This window comes from Pseudoalteromonas thalassia, from assembly GCF_049257215.1.
In the GTDB taxonomy this organism is placed as follows: Bacteria; Pseudomonadota; Gammaproteobacteria; order Enterobacterales; family Alteromonadaceae; genus Pseudoalteromonas; species Pseudoalteromonas lipolytica_C.
Genome location: NZ_JBMMUE010000001.1, coordinates 57,870 through 74,170, shown reverse-complemented (window position 1 = coordinate 74,170; position 16,301 = coordinate 57,870). Strand labels below are relative to the sequence as shown.

The following is a 16,301-nucleotide window of genomic DNA, read 5'->3' as shown; positions in this document are numbered from 1 at the left end:
CGTGCAGATCTAAGACAGGTGATGAAGCTGAGCTAAGCACTCAGCTTCATTAAAGTCACATCTTACTTTTTACTTTATTAGTCGCTTGGCTGGTGGCAGGGTTGTCTGGCCAAAAATGTTTTGGGTAACGCCCTTTCATTTCTTTTTGCACATCGCGGTAACTCGTTTGCCAAAAGTTAGCTAAGTCTTGGGTTAGCTGCAGCGGTCGCCGCGCTGGTGATAATAGCTCCATTAATAATGGCAGTTTACCTTGGGCCAGCAAAGGCGTGCTGGTCATGCCATACACTTCTTGCATGCGCACACTGAGCTTTGCTGGGCCATCGAGCTGATAGGTCACTTTTACATTTGAACCACTTGGCACAGTTAATCGCAAGGGCAGGTGTTCATTCAATAGGCTTTGCTGCTGCCAATCAAAACAGCTTTTGATCGCTTCGCTGTAATTGAACTTTTTTAATTGCTCAAGGTTTTTAATATCATCCAAATAAGGTGCAAGCCATTGGTTATCGGAAATGAATTCATCATGATTTAAAAGTGGGAATGATTCTGGTAACAGCTTACTTGCCAAGCTCATTCGAATAAGTAACTGCTCACTGTCAGGCTGATCATTAAATAGCGAAAAGCCATGTTTACTAAATAAGTTTAACCACGCTTTAGTACGCTCGTTTTTATCTAGTGGCTGTTTACTTGGCTGACTCGCTACAGTGATAGCACCGAGTTTAAGCTCATCTTGATGGATAAAACGCCCTGCTTTTTCATCGTATTCGCAGCGAGTTTGCTCAGTAAATAAATGCGAAAGCTCATCTTCAAGCTCACTTGGCATAAAGGCAACAGCAGCAAAAACACGGTTTCCCTTGTGGCCGCCCATATGCGCAATGGCAATATAATCATCGTTATGCCAAAACTCCTCGCTTAAATCGGCGCCTGCACCATTGGCAAGTAAATAACCATTACCGCGCTTTTTTGCTAGACGGTCAGGAAAAGCAAGCGCCACCAGCAGCGACAAGTACTCTGTTTTAAGCTCATTAACCGGCTTGAGTTGCAAGCGTGATAGCCAATAATTTAATTGCTGCTTAAATACTGGGTGAGGTTTGCTGTGCTGGCTATGCAATGCCAAATTAAGATCAGCTGGCATACTAATTCGGCTTTCAAGTAGCGCCGTTAAATACCCCGCTAATACATAAATACCAGGCATGCGCTGCTCTAGTTGCTTTGCCTTAATGAGCATATGCGAGAGGCGAATATCGGCTCCATAGCTCAGCATTTGGCTGCCAAGCGAAGTAAGCTTTTCATTTTCATCAATGGCTTCGAGCATTTTCAAAAGTGCCGTTGCCTGTTTAACCTGCTGGCTACTTGGTGGGTCGAGCAAGCTAAGCTCAGCAAGTGATGCCCCCCACTGCTTTGCCTCTAATAACAACTGACTAATATCACTGGTAAGAATTTCTGGCGCATCATGGCTATTACGGCGCTCAAAGGTTTGCTTAGAGCCTAACCGATACACAACCCCCGGCTCAATGCGCCCAGCACGACCAGCGCGCTGTATGGCTGAAGAACGAGAGATACTTTGCGTAACAAGCTCTGTCACACCCGTTTTTAAATTAAAACTGGCAGCACGACGTTTACCGCTATCAACCACAATACGTATTCCTTCAATGGTCAAACTGGTTTCAGCCACATTGGTGGTTAATACCACTTTACGTTTGCCATTTTTAGCAGGCGCAATAGCAGCTTGTTGCTCATTTTTATTTTGCTCACCATACAAGCTAAATATCTCAACATTATCACCTAAATCGTTTAGAGACTGCTGAACCCGGATGATTTCACGCTGCCCTGGTAAGAATACTAAAGCACTGCCCGTTTGCTCACTAAGCGCCTGTTTAATTACTGCAGGTATTTCATCTAGCCAGCGGCTTTCGTCTTTAAGTGGAATATACACTTCATCAATGGGGTAGCTTCGCCCTTGTGATGAGATGATAGGACAGCTAAAGAACTCACTGTAACGCTCGCCGTCTAAGGTTGCCGACATCAGTAAGATTTTTAAATCATCGCGAAGTGCTGCTTGTGTTTCAAGGGCAAATGCCAAAGCCGTATCAGCAGCAATTGAGCGCTCATGAAATTCATCAAATATAAGTAAATCAACATCACTAAGCTCTGGATCATTTTGCAACATACGCGTCAGCATGCCTTCGGTGACAATTTCAAGCTTAGTTGCAGAACTAACTTTTGATTCGCCACGAATACGTAAGCCGACACTGTCGCCAACTTTTTCATTTTGCTGACTTGCCAAGTACTGAGCAATATTGCGTGCGGCGAGTCGTCTTGGCTCCAACATAACAATGCGTTTAAAGTGCCCTTCGCGCATTAAGGTAAGAGGTAGCCATGTTGATTTACCCGCTCCCGGTGGCGCTTGCAATAAGGCCATAGGGTTACTCTGTAATGTTGTTAACAGGGATTGATAAATATCTTCAACTGGCAGCACGTTAGGTATCTCTTACTTTCTTTTCGCGCATTGTATCAAAAAATTACAGGCAGGGATGAGTAGCCTTAAATTGCATGAAATAATTACACGCTTCAACCTTTAAACAGGTACAAATTGCAATTAGATAACTCCACCACCTAACACAAAAAAATTAAAAATCAATAATATCAATTGCTTACTTACAAGACTGGAGTGGCATAACGATTGCTCTTATTAACACGAATGTTTAACAAAGTAAGGAGATTATGATGAACAGCGATCGTTTAGAAGGTAATTGGAAAGAACTTAAAGGTAAAGCGCAACGTAAATGGGGCGAACTTACTGATGGTGATTTAGATGTGATTGAGGGTAGCCGTAAAGAGCTTGTTGGTAAAATCCAGCAAAAATACGGTAAATCGAAAGAAGAAGCTGAGCGTGAAGTCAGCGACTTTGAAAAAAGCCATTAATTTGAGCAATAAATAAAGCCGCTAATTGCGGCTTTATTTATCAAGCTGGCTCGTGCTTTGCTAAATCAGCTTCAGCAACCGTTTGATTTTTACCTTGCGATTTAGCACGGTAAAGTCGCTTATCAGCAATGTTTAAGCAATGATCAACACTCTCATCTGGCACGCGTTGGTATAAGCCAATACTTAAGGTGACATGAAAACGATGCTGACCACTAGTGAATGGCTTTTCAGCGAGCTTTTTATGAATGTTGTCTGCAAGTTGGTAGGCCCGTTGTTCATTCCCCGCAGGAATAACAATTAAAAACTCTTCGCCGCCCCAACGGGAAATGACATCTTCTTCTGTGCACACTTTATTAAATACATCAGCGAAAAATATTAGCACCTCATCGCCTACTTGATGACCATAGGTGTCGTTAATTTGTTTAAAGTTATCAACATCCATCAGCAAGAACACAGCCCCTTCGCCAAAGCGTTTATCTTGTAAGCACTCAGTTGCAAAGCGACGATTTACAAGTTCAGTCATTGCATCATAGCGAGCAAGCTTTTGATTAATTTTAAGTTGCTTCATTAACTCTAAACTGTATTTGTTGCGGTAATATTCGTAGAAGCCACCCAAAATACATAAAATAGAGAAGCACAGCATGACCCGCGTTGGAAAGTAATGACTCGAATAACTGTAATAACCAAATTGATCGGTAAAATAGAAAAGCACTGAGATAATAATGGCAAGCAGGATAAGATCGAACGCTCCGCGCTTTAAGCCACGAATAAAAAAGGTCACGGGAGATACAATAAATAGCCATAACGGTCCTGTGCCATTACTGCCACCCGAGACAGTTAAGAAGCACATCATTGCATAAAGTGCGTACAGCATGAGTACTGAGATAAATTGATCACGCCCCTTTATTAAAAAAGGCAAAGCAAAAATTACAACGCCAACAATTAATAAATAACTTAACGCGATGTAGCCATCTTGATAACTTGTGACCGACATCAACAAAGAGGTCACTGCACCAATAAATGCAAATACGCGTAAGAATCGCGCTTTATCTCTCTCGCTTGCATTCACAGTATCAATCACAATTTCACCTTAGATTCCTTGCTCAACCTCAATAACTTTAACACAAATATCTAAATTAGAAGGAATTTGCCAGTACTAAAGCAATTAAAAAGAAAAAAGTATGAAAAAAATGGGCATAAAAAAACGAGCCATTTGAGGCTCGTTTTTAATTTAAACAAAAGCTAATAACTAAAGGTTATTATTCTGGCTCATAGCCCAAATTAGGCGACAACCAACGCTCAGCTTCAGCAAGTGTCATGTTGGTACGCTTAGCGTAATCTTCAACCTGATCTTTTTGAATTTGCGCCACTGCGTAGTACTTAGATCCAGGGTGAGAGAAATACCAACCAGAAACTGCAGCACCCGGCCACATTGCATATGAACTTGTTAGTTTCATGCCAATACGCTGTTCGGTATCAAGTAACTGCCAGATTTTCTTCTTCTCGGTATGCTCAGGACAAGCAGGATAACCTGGCGCTGGGCGAATACCTTGGTAGTTTTCACGAATAAGTTCATCATTCGATAGATTTTCATCTACCGCATAGCCCCAATATTCTTTACGCACTTGTTCATGCAAATATTCAGCAAACGCTTCTGCTAAACGGTCAGCAACGGCTTTAACCATGATCTTATTGTAGTCATCTTGCTTGGCATCGAAGGCATCGGCAAGGTCATCCTCTTCAAGACCACCAGTTACCGCAAAAGCACCAAAGTAATCTGGGGTGCCTTTTGGCGCGATATAATCGGCTAAGCAGTAGTTAGCAAAATCGTTTTTTTCAGTTTGCTGACGTAAATGACACGATGTAGTTAAAAGCGTTGTACGCGACTCATCGGTGTAAATCTCAATGTCATCCCCTACTCGGTTTGCTGGGAATAAACCAATAACACCAAGAGGTTGTAGCGCACCTGATTGCTCAAGTTCATCAAGCATTGCATTGGCATCAGCAAATAAGCTTTTAGCTTGTTCGCCGACTATTTCATCTTCAAGAATACGTGGGTACTTACCTGCAATTGACCACGTCATGAAATAAGGTGTCCAGTCGATGTACTGTCTTAACGTCGCAATCGAAACATCTTTAAACTCTGTGACACCTAGCTTTTTCGGCACAGGTGGTGTGTAGTTGTCCCAATCAAGTTTTACAGCGTTGTCGCGAGCACGCTGTAAAGTAACGGGTTTTGAGCGCGGCTTTTTACGTGCTTGTTGTTCACGTACTTTTTCATACTCAGTCTTGGTTTTCTCTAAAAATGCTGGCTTTAACTCTTTCGACAATAAATTAGAAACCACACCCACAGCACGGCTGGCGTTATTTACGTAAACCACACCTTTATCATACTGAGGTTCAATTTTAACCGCGGTATGCGCTTTTGACGTTGTTGCACCACCAATCAAAAGCGGTAATTCAAAACCACGACGGGTCATTTCTTTCGCAACATGCACCATTTCATCAAGCGATGGGGTAATCAGCCCTGATAATCCAATAATGTCGGCTTTTTCGTCAATGGCTGTTTGCAAGATTTTCTCTGCCGGCACCATCACACCAAGGTCGATAACCTCGTAGTTATTACACTGCAGTACAACGCCTACGATATTTTTACCAATGTCGTGTACGTCGCCCTTAACGGTTGCCATAACCACTTTACCGTTGGTTGCGCCCTCTTCTTTTTCTGCTTCAATGAAAGGATCAAGATAGGCAACGGCACGCTTCATTACACGAGCAGATTTAACAACCTGAGGTAAGAACATTTTACCTGCACCGAATAAGTCGCCTACTACGTTCATGCCGTCCATCAGCGGGCCTTCGATCACTTCGATAGGCTTAGCTTTGCTCTTGCGGCACTCTTCAGTATCTTCGTCAATATACTCGGTAATTCCTTTTACTAACGCATGTTCAAGGCGCTTTTCAACAGGCCAAGTACGCCACTCTAAATCTTCTACTTTCTCTGCTTGCGCCATACCTGAGTATTTTGGTGCAAGTTCAACAAGTCGCTCACCAGCACCTGGGTCGGTATTGAGGATCACATCTTCTACAGCTTTTCGCAGCTCTTCGGGGATATCGTCGTAAACCGCTAATTGACCAGCATTTACAATGCCCATATCCATACCCGCTTTAATCGCGTGGTATAAAAACACTGAGTGAATAGCTTCACGCACTGGGTTGTTGCCGCGGAACGAGAACGACACATTCGATACACCACCCGACACTTTACAATGCGGTAAGCCTTGCTTGATTCGACGTGTACCTTCGATAAACTCAACAGCGTAGTTATCGTGCTCTTCAATGCCCGTTGCGACAGCAAAAATGTTCGGGTCAAAAATAATGTCTTCTGGTGGAAAGCCAATATCATCAACGAGTATTTTGTAGCTTCGCTGACAAATCTCGAACTTACGATCAGCAGTTTCAGCTTGCCCTTTTTCATCAAACGCCATTACAACCGCAGCAGCGCCAAAGCGCTTAATTAGCTTAGCTTGGCGGATGAATGGCTCTTCACCTTCTTTAAGTGAAATTGAGTTAACAATGGCTTTGCCTTGAATACACTTTAAGCCTGCTTCAATCACATCCCATTTCGATGAGTCGACCATGATAGGTACTTTTGAGATATCAGGCTCTGAGGCAATTAAGTTTAAAAACTTTACCATCGCCGCTTTTGAGTCCAACATGGCTTCATCCATGTTGATATCAATCACTTGCGCGCCATTTTCTACTTGTTCACGGGCAACATCGAGAGCGGTCTCGTAATCTTCTTCCATGATCAAGCGCTTAAACTTAGCCGAGCCAGTTACATTGGTGCGCTCACCGACGTTAGTAAATACAGCAATTTGGTCAGTCATGTCGGTTTCCTAGTTTAAGTTGCACGCTTCAAGGCCCGATAAGCGCATACGCACTTCAAGCTCTGGCAGTTGGCGAGGCTTAACACCACTCAGGCCTTTCGCAAACGCCTTAATATGAGCCGGTGTGGTGCCACAACAACCACCTACAATATTAATAAAGCCAGATTTGCCCCAATCGATAATTTCTTTAGCCATTTCAGGGGCTTCTAAATCATATTCACCAAACTCATTCGGTAAACCTGCATTTGGATGCACCGAGGTAAAGGTTTCACAAACGCGCGATAGCTCTTCAACATACTGGCGCAGTAAGTCTGGGCCAAGGGCACAGTTGAGGCCAATTGAGAGCGGTTTAATATGGCGAATAGAGTTATAAAATGCTTCGGTGGTTTGTCCTGATAAAGTACGACCAGAGGCATCGGTAATGGTGCCTGAGATCATCACAGGCAAACTACGACCAGCTTGCTCGAAAGCTTCTTCTACGGCAAACGAAGCGGCTTTTGCATTAAGCGTATCAAAGATGGTTTCAATCAAAATAAGGTCTGCGCCACCTTCCATCAGTGCCAGTGTCGACTCAACATACGCAGCCACCAGCTTATCAAAATTGATATTGCGATAACCTGGGTCATTTACATCTGGTGAAATAGAGCAGGTTTTTGACGTTGGCCCAAGCACACCCGCTACATAACGCGGTTTACTTGGCTCTTTTGCTTCAAACTCATCACACACGCCGCGCGCAAGTTTCGCTGACTCGAGGTTGATTTCGCGACTAAGACTCGCCATATCGTAATCTTCCATCGAAATAGTCGTGGCATTAAAGGTGTTGGTTTCGATGATATCGGCACCGGCTTCTAAGTAAGCACGGTGAATATCAGCAATGATCTTTGGCTGAGTCAGGCTTAATAAGTCATTATTGCCTTTAATAAGTACATGCCAGTCTTTAAAGCGCTCACCGCGATAGTCTTGCTCTTCTAATTTATGTTCTTGGATCATGGTGCCCATCGCGCCATCGAGGATTAAAATTCGCTGTTTCAGCGCCTCGGTCAATTGTTCGCGTTTATTCACTGCATTATTCGGCATAGTTGTTAGTCCTTACGTCTTGGCTAACTAAGTTAATATCATACGGTGTAGTTTGGTACACATAATAGTTTAACCAATTCGAAAACAATAAAAAGGCATGACTTTGCCATGTTTTCGATGGTTCGTTATCAGGGTTATCATCTGGGAAATAATTTTCTGGTTTAGGTGCGTCTGCAGACTTCTCGCTATCACGCAGGTACTCTTCTTTTAAGGTATGCGCATCGTACTCTGGATGACCTGTAATATACACTTGGCTGCCAGACTTATTCTTAATTAAATAGGCACCAACTCGCTCAGAACCAGCTAACACCACCAAATCATCACAGGCAGTGATCTTATCAATATCAATATGACCATAGCGAGAGTGTGGCACTAAAAAGGTATCATCAAAGCCACGGGTGAGTGCTGCGTGGTCAAAATAGCTTTTGTGGGTAAATACACCACTTAACTTATTTGGTTTAAGTTCACGCTTAAGGCCATAGTGGTGATAAAGCCCTGCATGGGCCGCCCAACACGAAAACAGCGTAGAGGTAACATGCTGCTCAGCCCAGTCTAAAATCACTTTAAGTTCATCCCAATAGACAACATCGTCATACTCTAAATGTGCAAGCGGCGCACCTGTGATGATCATAGCATCGTAGTTATTGTCTTTTACCTCAGAAAAATAACGATAAAACGTATCTAAGTGCTGCTCAGAGTTACTACTGCTGCGGTGGGTATCTAAGCGCAACAGCTCAACATTAACTTGCAGCGGTGAGTTAGCTAGTAAGCGAATAAACTGCACCTCGGTTTCTACTTTGTTTGGCATTAAGTTTAAGATGGCCAAACGCATTGGGCGAATCTCTTGCGTTTTCGCACGGCTTTTTGGCATTACAAACACGTTTTCCTGACGTAACTTTGCAATAGCTGGCAATTCATCTTTTACTGTAATGGGCATAGCGGGCTCCGAGCATACATATTAGAGTGCTAATTATGAACGGATAGTTAGAAATTTCAACCTCTAGATGTTTAGATGTCCAAATGAAGTGATATTTCTGAGTGGTCATTAATTAAAATGTATGACTCTTTAAGTAAATAACACCTTGATATTAAGCCTATCATAAACGCTGAATTCTGTATTTTGAGGTAGTTTGGGTATACAATACTTGCTGTTAATTTTTATTATAAATTGAAGGCTTCTTTCATGGTGTTACCAGACAAGTTTATATTCTCGATGAGTCGAGTATCTAAGGTTGTGCCACCTAAGCGCACTATCTTAAAAGATATTTCTTTACACTTTTTCCCAGGCGCAAAAATTGGTGTGCTAGGTCTAAACGGTGCAGGTAAATCAACGTTACTGCGCATTATGGCCGGTGTTGACCAAGACTTTGAAGGTGAAGCTCGCCCTCAACCAGGCACTAAAATCGGTTACTTACCGCAAGAACCGCAGCTAGACGAGAACAAAACAGTTCGCGAAACAGTAGAAGAAGCGGTAAGCGAAGTTAAAAATGCATTAAATCGCCTAGATGAAGTATACAACGAGTATGCAATGGACGGTGCAGACTTCGATGCACTTGCTAAAGAGCAAGGTGAGCTTGAAGCTATCATCCAAGCACACGATGGTCACAATATTGATAACGTGTTAGAGCGTGCAGCTGATGCATTACGCCTACCACCTTGGGATGCAAAAATTGAACACCTTTCGGGTGGTGAGCGTCGCCGAGTTGCGATCTGCCGTTTACTACTTGAAAAACCAGATATGCTTATTCTTGACGAACCGACTAACCACTTAGACGCTGAGTCAGTTGCTTGGTTAGAGCGCTTCTTACACGACTACGAAGGTACTGTGGTTGCTGTAACCCACGACCGTTACTTCTTAGATAACGTAGCAGGTTGGATTTTAGAGCTTGACCGTGGTGAAGGTATTCCTTGGGAAGGTAACTATTCATCGTGGCTTGAGCAAAAAGATTTACGTTTACAACAAGAACAGAAATCTGAAAAAGCACGTCAAAAATCAATCGCACAAGAACTTGAATGGGTTCGTTCAAACCCGAAAGGCCGTCAAGCTAAGTCTAAAGCACGTATGGCACAGTTCTCAGAGCTTCAACAAAACGATTACCAAAAACGTAACGAAACGAATGAGCTATTCATTCCACCGGGTCCACGCTTAGGTGACCAAGTTATCGAAGTGAAAGGCCTGAAGAAGAGCTTTGGCGACCGCGTATTAATCGATGACTTAAACTTTGCAATGCCTAAAGGCGCTATCGTAGGTATTATCGGTGCCAATGGTGCAGGTAAATCAACGCTATTCAAAATGCTAAGCGGTGAAGAAAAGCCTGATAGCGGTGAGATCATTGTTGGTGAAACAGTAGAGCTTGCAACTGTTGATCAGTTCCGTGGCAACATGGACGAGAGCAACACTGTTTTCCAAGAAATCTCAAACGGCCAAGACGTATTGAAAATTGGTAACTTTGAATTCCCAAGCCGTGCCTATGTTGGCCGCTTTAACTTCAAAGGTAACGACCAACAAAAATTCGTTAAAGACCTATCAGGTGGTGAGCGCAACCGTTTACACCTAGCTAAGCTGTTAAAAGCTGGTGGTAACGTATTACTTCTGGATGAGCCAACCAATGACCTAGACGTTGAAACACTACGTGCACTTGAGAACGCTATTTTAGAGTTCCCTGGCTGTGTAATGTGTATCTCGCATGACCGTTGGTTCCTTGACCGTATTGCTACACATATTCTTGATTACCGTGACGAAGGCCAAATTAACTTCTTCGATGGTAACTACACAGAATACGAAGAGTGGTTGAAGAAAACCTTAGGCGCCGAAGCGGCACAACCTAAGCGTATCAAATACAAAAAAATTGGCTAATTAGCTGATATTATAAAAGCCCCAGTTTAGGGGCTTTTCTATAACTATTAACTTTCATCAGTAATTATCAGCTGTTTTCTCTCATTCATTTCATATTGAACTATACTGTTTAGGCTAAAAAGTATGGAGAATAAAGACATGAATGAACGCAGAGAGTTTTCTAGGGTGCTATTTTCTTGCCCAGCTGTCCTTCATATAGAAGGTAACGACTATCACTGTCAGTTACTTGATTTATCATTACAAGGTGCACTTATCACTAAAAGTGATTCATTTTTAATACCTATCCATTCTAAAGCCGATTTAATTTTCACCCTACCCGAATCAAGTATTGAGATAAAAATGCAAGTTGAACTGTGTCATGTTGAACATCAGCATGCTGGGCTTCGCTGCGAACATATTGATATAGATAGTATTAGCCACCTTAAGCGACTCATTGAGCTAAACCTAGGTGATGAAGCACTATTGCATCGAGAACTAGCGCATTTAATTCACGCTCCAGAGTAAACATCTGCTCAGAAATTCGCTATGCTGTAGCAAATTCAGCTATTCAATGAGCTATGCAGTTAAATCCCCATTTACCTTTGGTTTATCATCCTAATTATTCGTTTAGCTTCGATCCAAACCACCGCTTTGTAATGAGTAAGTTTGCTTATTTATATGAGCATGTGCAAAACCTTGGATTAATAAATGACAACCTAACTCAGCCGATGCTTGGCACGCCTGAGCCCCTTGAGTTAGTACATTGTGAAAACTACATCCACGACCTTTGGCATAATCGTTTAGATGAAAAAGCGATGCGCCGCATAGGCTTACCTTGGTCAAAAGAGTTAATGGCACGTACCTTTACCGCCCCACTTGGCACCTTACAAACAGCACGCTTAGCGCTGAAACATGGCATCGCTTGTCACTTAGCCGGTGGCACTCATCATGCTCATACTGATTTTGGCTCAGGTTATTGCATGGTAAACGATCTCGCGTTCACCAGTGAAACCCTAATAAAAAGTGGTGAAGTGACCAATATACTTATTTTTGACTTAGACGTTCATCAAGGTGATGGCACCGCAGCAATGCTCGCACATCAACCTTATGCTTATACCTGCTCTATTCACTGTGAGAAGAACTTTCCGTTTCGAAAATCGGCCAGCGATTTAGATATTGGTTTAGCACCGAATGTCGCTGATAGTGAATACTTAGGCGTTGTTGACGATACTCTGAGTTATTTATTAAACACCCTAAACCCAGATTTAGTGCTTTATGATGCCGGTGTTGATGTATGGCAGCAAGATGGCTTAGGAAAACTTGATATAAGCTGGCAAGGGATAGCGCAACGCGACCATTTAGTCCTCAAGCGTTGCCTTGAGAGCAATGTACCTGTCGCAACCGTAATTGGTGGTGGCTATGATAAAGACCATCGTCGCTTAGCTGCTCGTCATGGCATTGTAGTTGAGCAAGCTGCTCGTTTTTAATATCAGCAATGAAAAAAGGCCCGGGGAGAAAAAACCGGGCCTTTGCTACTGTAACATTGGGATATGTTAGCAACTTTTTTCTAAGTTAAAACAAGTAGCTGTGGAGCTACCGAATGGTAATCTAAAGCCATAGCAATGCTCAAAACCGTGATATTTACAATTGAAAAAGCAAACACTTGGCGCGCCCAGCCGCTAACATCAATATTGCGACGATAGCCACGAAGCGCCATTAGCAACCACCAAAAACTCGTTGTACAAGCTACAGCCATAAAGGCTAAACCTGTATAACCACTAATGGTTAATAACATCACAACCAACGCATACACGGCGATATATAAAACAATGTGATGCTTTGCCTTCTCGATCCCCTGCGCTACTGGTAACACAGGAATTCTGGCCGCTTGGTAGTCGTTATAACGAAAGATTGCAATTGCATATGAATGAGGCATTTGCCATAGACTAAACATGACCAATAAAATCACAGCACCAGCATCAAACTGCCCAGTTACGGCACAATACCCCACTACAGGTGGTACTGCGCCAGATAAACTTCCGACAAAGGTGCCGTACACAGAACGACGTTTCATATATAAGCTGTACACACCGACGTAAATGACGTAACCAAAAGTAGCAAATAAGAGTGCCACTACGTTGGTATACACTGCTAATAAACCGAAACCAATAACACCAAGCACGATGCCATGTGCCATAGCCGCCTTTGCTGACATTTCGCCAGTTACTGTGACGCGTTTGCGAGTGCGCGCCATAGCAACATCAATATCACGATCAATCACGTTATTGATCGCGCATCCTGATGCTACTACTAAAGATAACCCTAGCAAGGTTGCGATCATTAACCACGGGTCAATATCACCGCGAGAGGCTAGCAAGAATCCCCCCGCGACAGAGATCAAATTGCCCATGATAATGCCAGGTTTAGTGACATTTAAATAACGTCGAAACACTTCCTCGACTCCTCTAATTTTCAGCACAAACGCAATATTACGAAAGAAACTAGCTAGTAACAGACTGTAAGAACTGGAGACACAACCTCAAACTAACCAGCTCCTTTCGTAAATCTTTTTACCAATTACAAAGTAATTGTTATCAGTACATCATCATGGCGTTCGATTCGTAGATGATCCACACCGACAAACCAACCACCATCACGATGATTAAAGCACTAAAGATAAACGACAATGAACTTGCCTTGCCGTCTTCTGTTTTGAAGTTTAGGTGTAAGAAATATTTCAAATGCACCCAAATTTGCACAATCGCCATGCTCACGATGCACCATACAGTGGTCGTTTTAGAAAACGAACCACTCATCACAGCCCAAAATGGAATAGCCGTTAAAACCACTGACAATACAAAACCAATTAAATAATCTTTAACGCTGCCATGTGATTGCTCATTATGTGCATGAACTTCTAAGTTATTAATTACATGTGATTCACTGTGACTCATTACATTGCTCCCATTAAATAAACAACGGTAAATACACAGATCCACACCACATCTAAGAAGTGCCAGAATAGGCTTAAACAACTTAGGCGTGTCACTGTTTGTGGGTTTAAACCACGGCGCACAACTTCAATCATCAGGACAGTCATCCAAATAAGACCTGCTGTAACGTGAAGACCGTGTAAGCCCACCAAAGAGAAAAACGATGTTAAAAAGGCACTTTGTTGAGGGCCATTACCGTGCGCAATTAGGTGATGGAATTCATATACTTCCATACCAATAAACACAGCACCAAAGGCAAAGGTAACCAGCAACCAAGTTAGGGTAGCCGCCTTTTTCTGCCCGTGAGCAGAAATCATCGCAAAACCAAAAGTGATACTACTGAGTAGTAGTGCTGCGGTTTCAACCGCAACAAAATCAAGTTCAAAAATGTCTTTACCCGACACACCGCCAGCGGTATTCATGAACAATACTGCATAAGTTGCAAAGAATGATGCAAACAACAGGCAGTCAGTCATAAGGTAAAGCCAGAAACCAAATACGGTGTTACCACCTGTATCGTGGTGCTCATGGTCATGTGCATCGACATGACCGTGTGCGCCGTTTAAGGTGTCGAGTCCTGCAGAAATGCTACTCATGCATTCACCTCCTTCGTAGCGGCTGTATTGTGAGCCGTTTCTAGTTCAACAATTTCATCTGGTTGCACGTAGTAATCAACATCGCTGGTGTAACAACGTTTGATGAACACCACGATAGCACCCAGTAAACCAAAGGCCGCAAGCCACCAAATGTGCCAGATCATGGCAAAACAGAAGGTTGTTAAAGCTGCGCTCATTAATACACCTGCCGATGTATTTTTTGGCATATGAATTGGGCTATAAGAAGCTTCTTGCTTGTAAGCTAAGCCTTTTTCTTTCATGTCTGTCCACGCATCGATGTCATCAACATGTGGGATTTTCGCAAAGTTATAGTATTGCGGAGGTGAAGCAGATGCCCACTCAAGAGTATGACCATTCCACGGATCACCTGTTGTATCATCAAGTTGCTCGCGGTTTTTGAAGCTCACTACAAGTTGCACAACTTGGAACAAGATACCGAACATAATGATTACCGCACCGCCAGCTGCAATGTATAACCAAATGTTCCAATCAGGGTTGTTAGTGTGGTTTAAGCGACGTGTCATACCTAAGAAACCAAGTACGTATAACGGCATGAATGCCACAAAGAAACCAATTAACCAACACCAGAAAGATCTTCTGCCCCAGCTCTCGTCAAGTTTGAAGCCCATTGCTTTAGGGAACCAAAACGCAAAACCAGCTAAATAACCAAATACCGCACCACCAATAATAGTGTTATGGAAGTGAGCGATTAAGAATAAGCTGTTGTGTAATACGTAGTCAGCACCAGGAATAGCAAGTAACACGCCGGTCATACCACCGATAGTGAACGTCACCATAAAGCCTAAAGTCCAAAGGACAGGCACAGTAATACGTAAACGACCACGATACATAGTGAATAACCAGTTAAACAACTTAACCCCGGTCGGTACCGCGATAACCATGGTCATAACACCAAAGAACGCATTAACGTTAGCACTAGAGCCCATAGTAAAGAAATGATGAAGCCAAACGATAAAACCTAAAATCGAAATTGCACCGCTTGCATAAACCATCGACTTATAACCAAACAGACGTTTACCAGCAAACGTTGAGATTACTTCTGAGAAAATACCAAATGCAGGTAAGATCAGAATGTAAACTTCAGGGTGACCCCATGCCCAGAATAAGTTGATGTACATCATCGCATTACCACCTAATTCATTCGTGAAGAAGTGGAAATCGAGATAACGATCAAGCGTTAGCATTGCCAGTACAGCAGTTAAAATAGGGAACGATGCTGCAATTAAGATATTCGCCCACGTACATGCCCAAGTAAAAATAGGCATTTTCATTAATGTCATGCCTGGTGCACGCATTTTAAATACAGTCGCTAAGAAGTTTACCGATGTTAATAAGGTACCCAAGCCGGATATCTGCAAGGCCCATATATAATAGTCGACCCCGACACCCGGACTGAATGACAACTCTGACAACGGTGGATACGCAACCCAACCTGTTTTAGCAAACTCACCGAAGAATAATGAGATATTGATTAGGATTGCACCGCCAGCAGTTAACCAAAAGCTAAGGTTATTTAAGAATGGGAATGCAACATCACGGGCACCAATTTGCAGCGGTAAAATGATGTTCATTAAACCAATCATAAACGGCATCGCCATAAAGATGATCATGATCACCCCGTGCGCCGTAAAGATTTGATCATAGTGCTCTGGTGGTAAGTAACCACTAGCACCGCCGGTAGCCATTGCTAATTGAAGTCGCATCATAATGGCATCCGCGAAACCACGGAAAAGCATGATAAGCGCAAGAATGATGTACATCACACCTAAACGCTTATGGTCAATTGAGGTGATCCAGTCGTGCCAAATCACGCCCCACTTTTTATATTTTGTTACTAAGCCTGCCACTAACAGACCTAAGACAGCAACAACCGTCATGGTAACCATGATAATTGGTTCATGAAACGGGATTGCGTCTAATGTTAATTTACCTAACAACGACATGA

At 42.8% G+C, this 16,301-nt stretch carries 13 protein-coding genes; 4 read left to right on the top strand and 9 right to left on the bottom strand.

Annotated elements, in window-relative coordinates; translation table 11 throughout:
• Positions 1 to 55: 55 nt before the first annotated feature.
• Positions 56 to 2,476, bottom strand: a complete 2,421-nt coding sequence (hrpB, locus tag AAEU31_RS00345) for an ATP-dependent helicase HrpB (RefSeq protein WP_421966119.1) — start codon at positions 2,474 to 2,476, stop codon at positions 56 to 58.
• Between the two features lie 248 nt (positions 2,477 to 2,724).
• On the opposite strand from hrpB, the gene AAEU31_RS00340 reads away from it, so the two are divergent.
• Complete coding sequence (locus tag AAEU31_RS00340) at positions 2,725 to 2,922, top strand: CsbD family protein (RefSeq protein ID WP_135926245.1); 198 nt, start codon at positions 2,725 to 2,727, stop codon at positions 2,920 to 2,922.
• Between the two features lie 40 nt (positions 2,923 to 2,962).
• Here the strand turns inward: AAEU31_RS00340 and AAEU31_RS00335 are convergent, their stop codons facing one another.
• The 4 genes from AAEU31_RS00335 to metA all read right to left on the bottom strand — a co-directional run bounded on the left by AAEU31_RS00335 (position 2,963) and on the right by metA (position 8,826).
• Positions 2,963 to 4,003 carry a GGDEF domain-containing protein gene (locus AAEU31_RS00335; protein ID WP_421966118.1) on the bottom strand — a complete coding sequence of 347 codons (1,041 nt, stop codon included), beginning with the start codon at positions 4,001 to 4,003 and terminating at the stop codon, positions 2,963 to 2,965.
• 178 nt (positions 4,004 to 4,181) lie between these two features.
• Positions 4,182 to 6,812 (bottom strand): methionine synthase, encoded by a 2,631-nt coding sequence (gene metH, locus AAEU31_RS00330; protein ID WP_421966117.1) that lies wholly within the window; start codon positions 6,810 to 6,812, stop codon positions 4,182 to 4,184.
• Positions 6,813 to 6,821: 9 nt separating this feature from the next.
• On the bottom strand, positions 6,822 to 7,889 hold the full coding sequence (locus tag AAEU31_RS00325) for a homocysteine S-methyltransferase family protein (protein WP_421966116.1): 1,068 nt from the start codon (positions 7,887 to 7,889) through the stop codon (positions 6,822 to 6,824).
• A complete protein-coding gene (gene metA, locus AAEU31_RS00320; RefSeq protein ID WP_135923752.1) occupies positions 7,879 to 8,826 on the bottom strand; it encodes a homoserine O-acetyltransferase MetA in 948 nt (315 codons plus the stop codon). The genes AAEU31_RS00325 and metA overlap by 11 nt, the downstream gene beginning before the upstream one ends.
• Positions 8,827 to 9,072: 246 nt before the next feature.
• Here metA and ettA point away from each other — a divergent pair, with 246 nt between their 5' ends.
• The 3 genes from ettA to AAEU31_RS00305 all read left to right on the top strand — a co-directional run bounded on the left by ettA (position 9,073) and on the right by AAEU31_RS00305 (position 12,212).
• Positions 9,073 to 10,746 (top strand): energy-dependent translational throttle protein EttA, encoded by a 1,674-nt coding sequence (ettA, locus tag AAEU31_RS00315; protein ID WP_135923751.1) that lies wholly within the window; start codon positions 9,073 to 9,075, stop codon positions 10,744 to 10,746.
• Between the two features lie 138 nt (positions 10,747 to 10,884).
• Positions 10,885 to 11,250 carry a PilZ domain-containing protein gene (locus AAEU31_RS00310; protein WP_135923750.1) on the top strand — a complete coding sequence of 122 codons (366 nt, stop codon included), beginning with the start codon at positions 10,885 to 10,887 and terminating at the stop codon, positions 11,248 to 11,250.
• Between the two features lie 53 nt (positions 11,251 to 11,303).
• Positions 11,304 to 12,212, top strand: a complete 909-nt coding sequence (locus tag AAEU31_RS00305; RefSeq protein ID WP_295511751.1) for a histone deacetylase family protein — start codon at positions 11,304 to 11,306, stop codon at positions 12,210 to 12,212.
• A gap of 80 nt (positions 12,213 to 12,292) precedes the next feature.
• Here AAEU31_RS00305 and cyoE read toward each other — a convergent pair whose 3' ends face one another.
• From cyoE to cyoB, 4 genes are all read right to left on the bottom strand, one after another.
• On the bottom strand, positions 12,293 to 13,177 hold the full coding sequence (cyoE, locus tag AAEU31_RS00300; protein ID WP_054554292.1) for a heme o synthase: 885 nt from the start codon (positions 13,175 to 13,177) through the stop codon (positions 12,293 to 12,295).
• A 142-nt stretch (positions 13,178 to 13,319) separates the two neighbouring features.
• Positions 13,320 to 13,679, bottom strand: coding sequence for a cytochrome o ubiquinol oxidase subunit IV (gene cyoD / locus AAEU31_RS00295; RefSeq protein ID WP_421966115.1), 360 nt, complete (start codon positions 13,677 to 13,679; stop codon positions 13,320 to 13,322).
• On the bottom strand, positions 13,679 to 14,314 hold the full coding sequence (gene cyoC / locus AAEU31_RS00290; protein ID WP_054554290.1) for a cytochrome o ubiquinol oxidase subunit III: 636 nt from the start codon (positions 14,312 to 14,314) through the stop codon (positions 13,679 to 13,681). Before cyoC ends, cyoD begins: the two co-directional genes overlap by 1 nt.
• On the bottom strand, positions 14,311 to 16,299 hold the full coding sequence (cyoB, locus tag AAEU31_RS00285; RefSeq protein ID WP_054554289.1) for a cytochrome o ubiquinol oxidase subunit I: 1,989 nt from the start codon (positions 16,297 to 16,299) through the stop codon (positions 14,311 to 14,313). Before cyoB ends, cyoC begins: the two co-directional genes overlap by 4 nt.
• Between the last annotated feature and the right edge of the window lie 2 nt (positions 16,300 to 16,301).

Bases quoted from the DNA above. Each gene is read 5' to 3' on its own strand.
- AAEU31_RS00340 (WP_135926245.1), top strand. From the start codon at position 2,725: ATGAACAGCGATCGTTTAGAAGGTAATTGGAAAGAACTTAAAGGTAAA.
- metH (WP_421966117.1), bottom strand. From the start codon at position 6,812: ATGACTGACCAAATTGCTGTATTTACTAACGTCGGTGAGCGCACCAAT.
- AAEU31_RS00325 (WP_421966116.1), bottom strand. From the start codon at position 7,889: ATGCCGAATAATGCAGTGAATAAACGCGAACAATTGACCGAGGCGCTG.
- metA (WP_135923752.1), bottom strand. From the start codon at position 8,826: ATGCCCATTACAGTAAAAGATGAATTGCCAGCTATTGCAAAGTTACGT.
- ettA (WP_135923751.1), top strand. From the start codon at position 9,073: ATGGTGTTACCAGACAAGTTTATATTCTCGATGAGTCGAGTATCTAAG.
- AAEU31_RS00310 (WP_135923750.1), top strand. From the start codon at position 10,885: ATGAATGAACGCAGAGAGTTTTCTAGGGTGCTATTTTCTTGCCCAGCT.
- AAEU31_RS00305 (WP_295511751.1), top strand. From the start codon at position 11,304: ATGCAGTTAAATCCCCATTTACCTTTGGTTTATCATCCTAATTATTCG.
- cyoD (WP_421966115.1), bottom strand. From the start codon at position 13,679: ATGAGTCACAGTGAATCACATGTAATTAATAACTTAGAAGTTCATGCA.
- cyoC (WP_054554290.1), bottom strand. From the start codon at position 14,314: ATGAGTAGCATTTCTGCAGGACTCGACACCTTAAACGGCGCACACGGT.
- cyoB (WP_054554289.1), bottom strand. From the start codon at position 16,299: ATGTCGTTGTTAGGTAAATTAACATTAGACGCAATCCCGTTTCATGAA.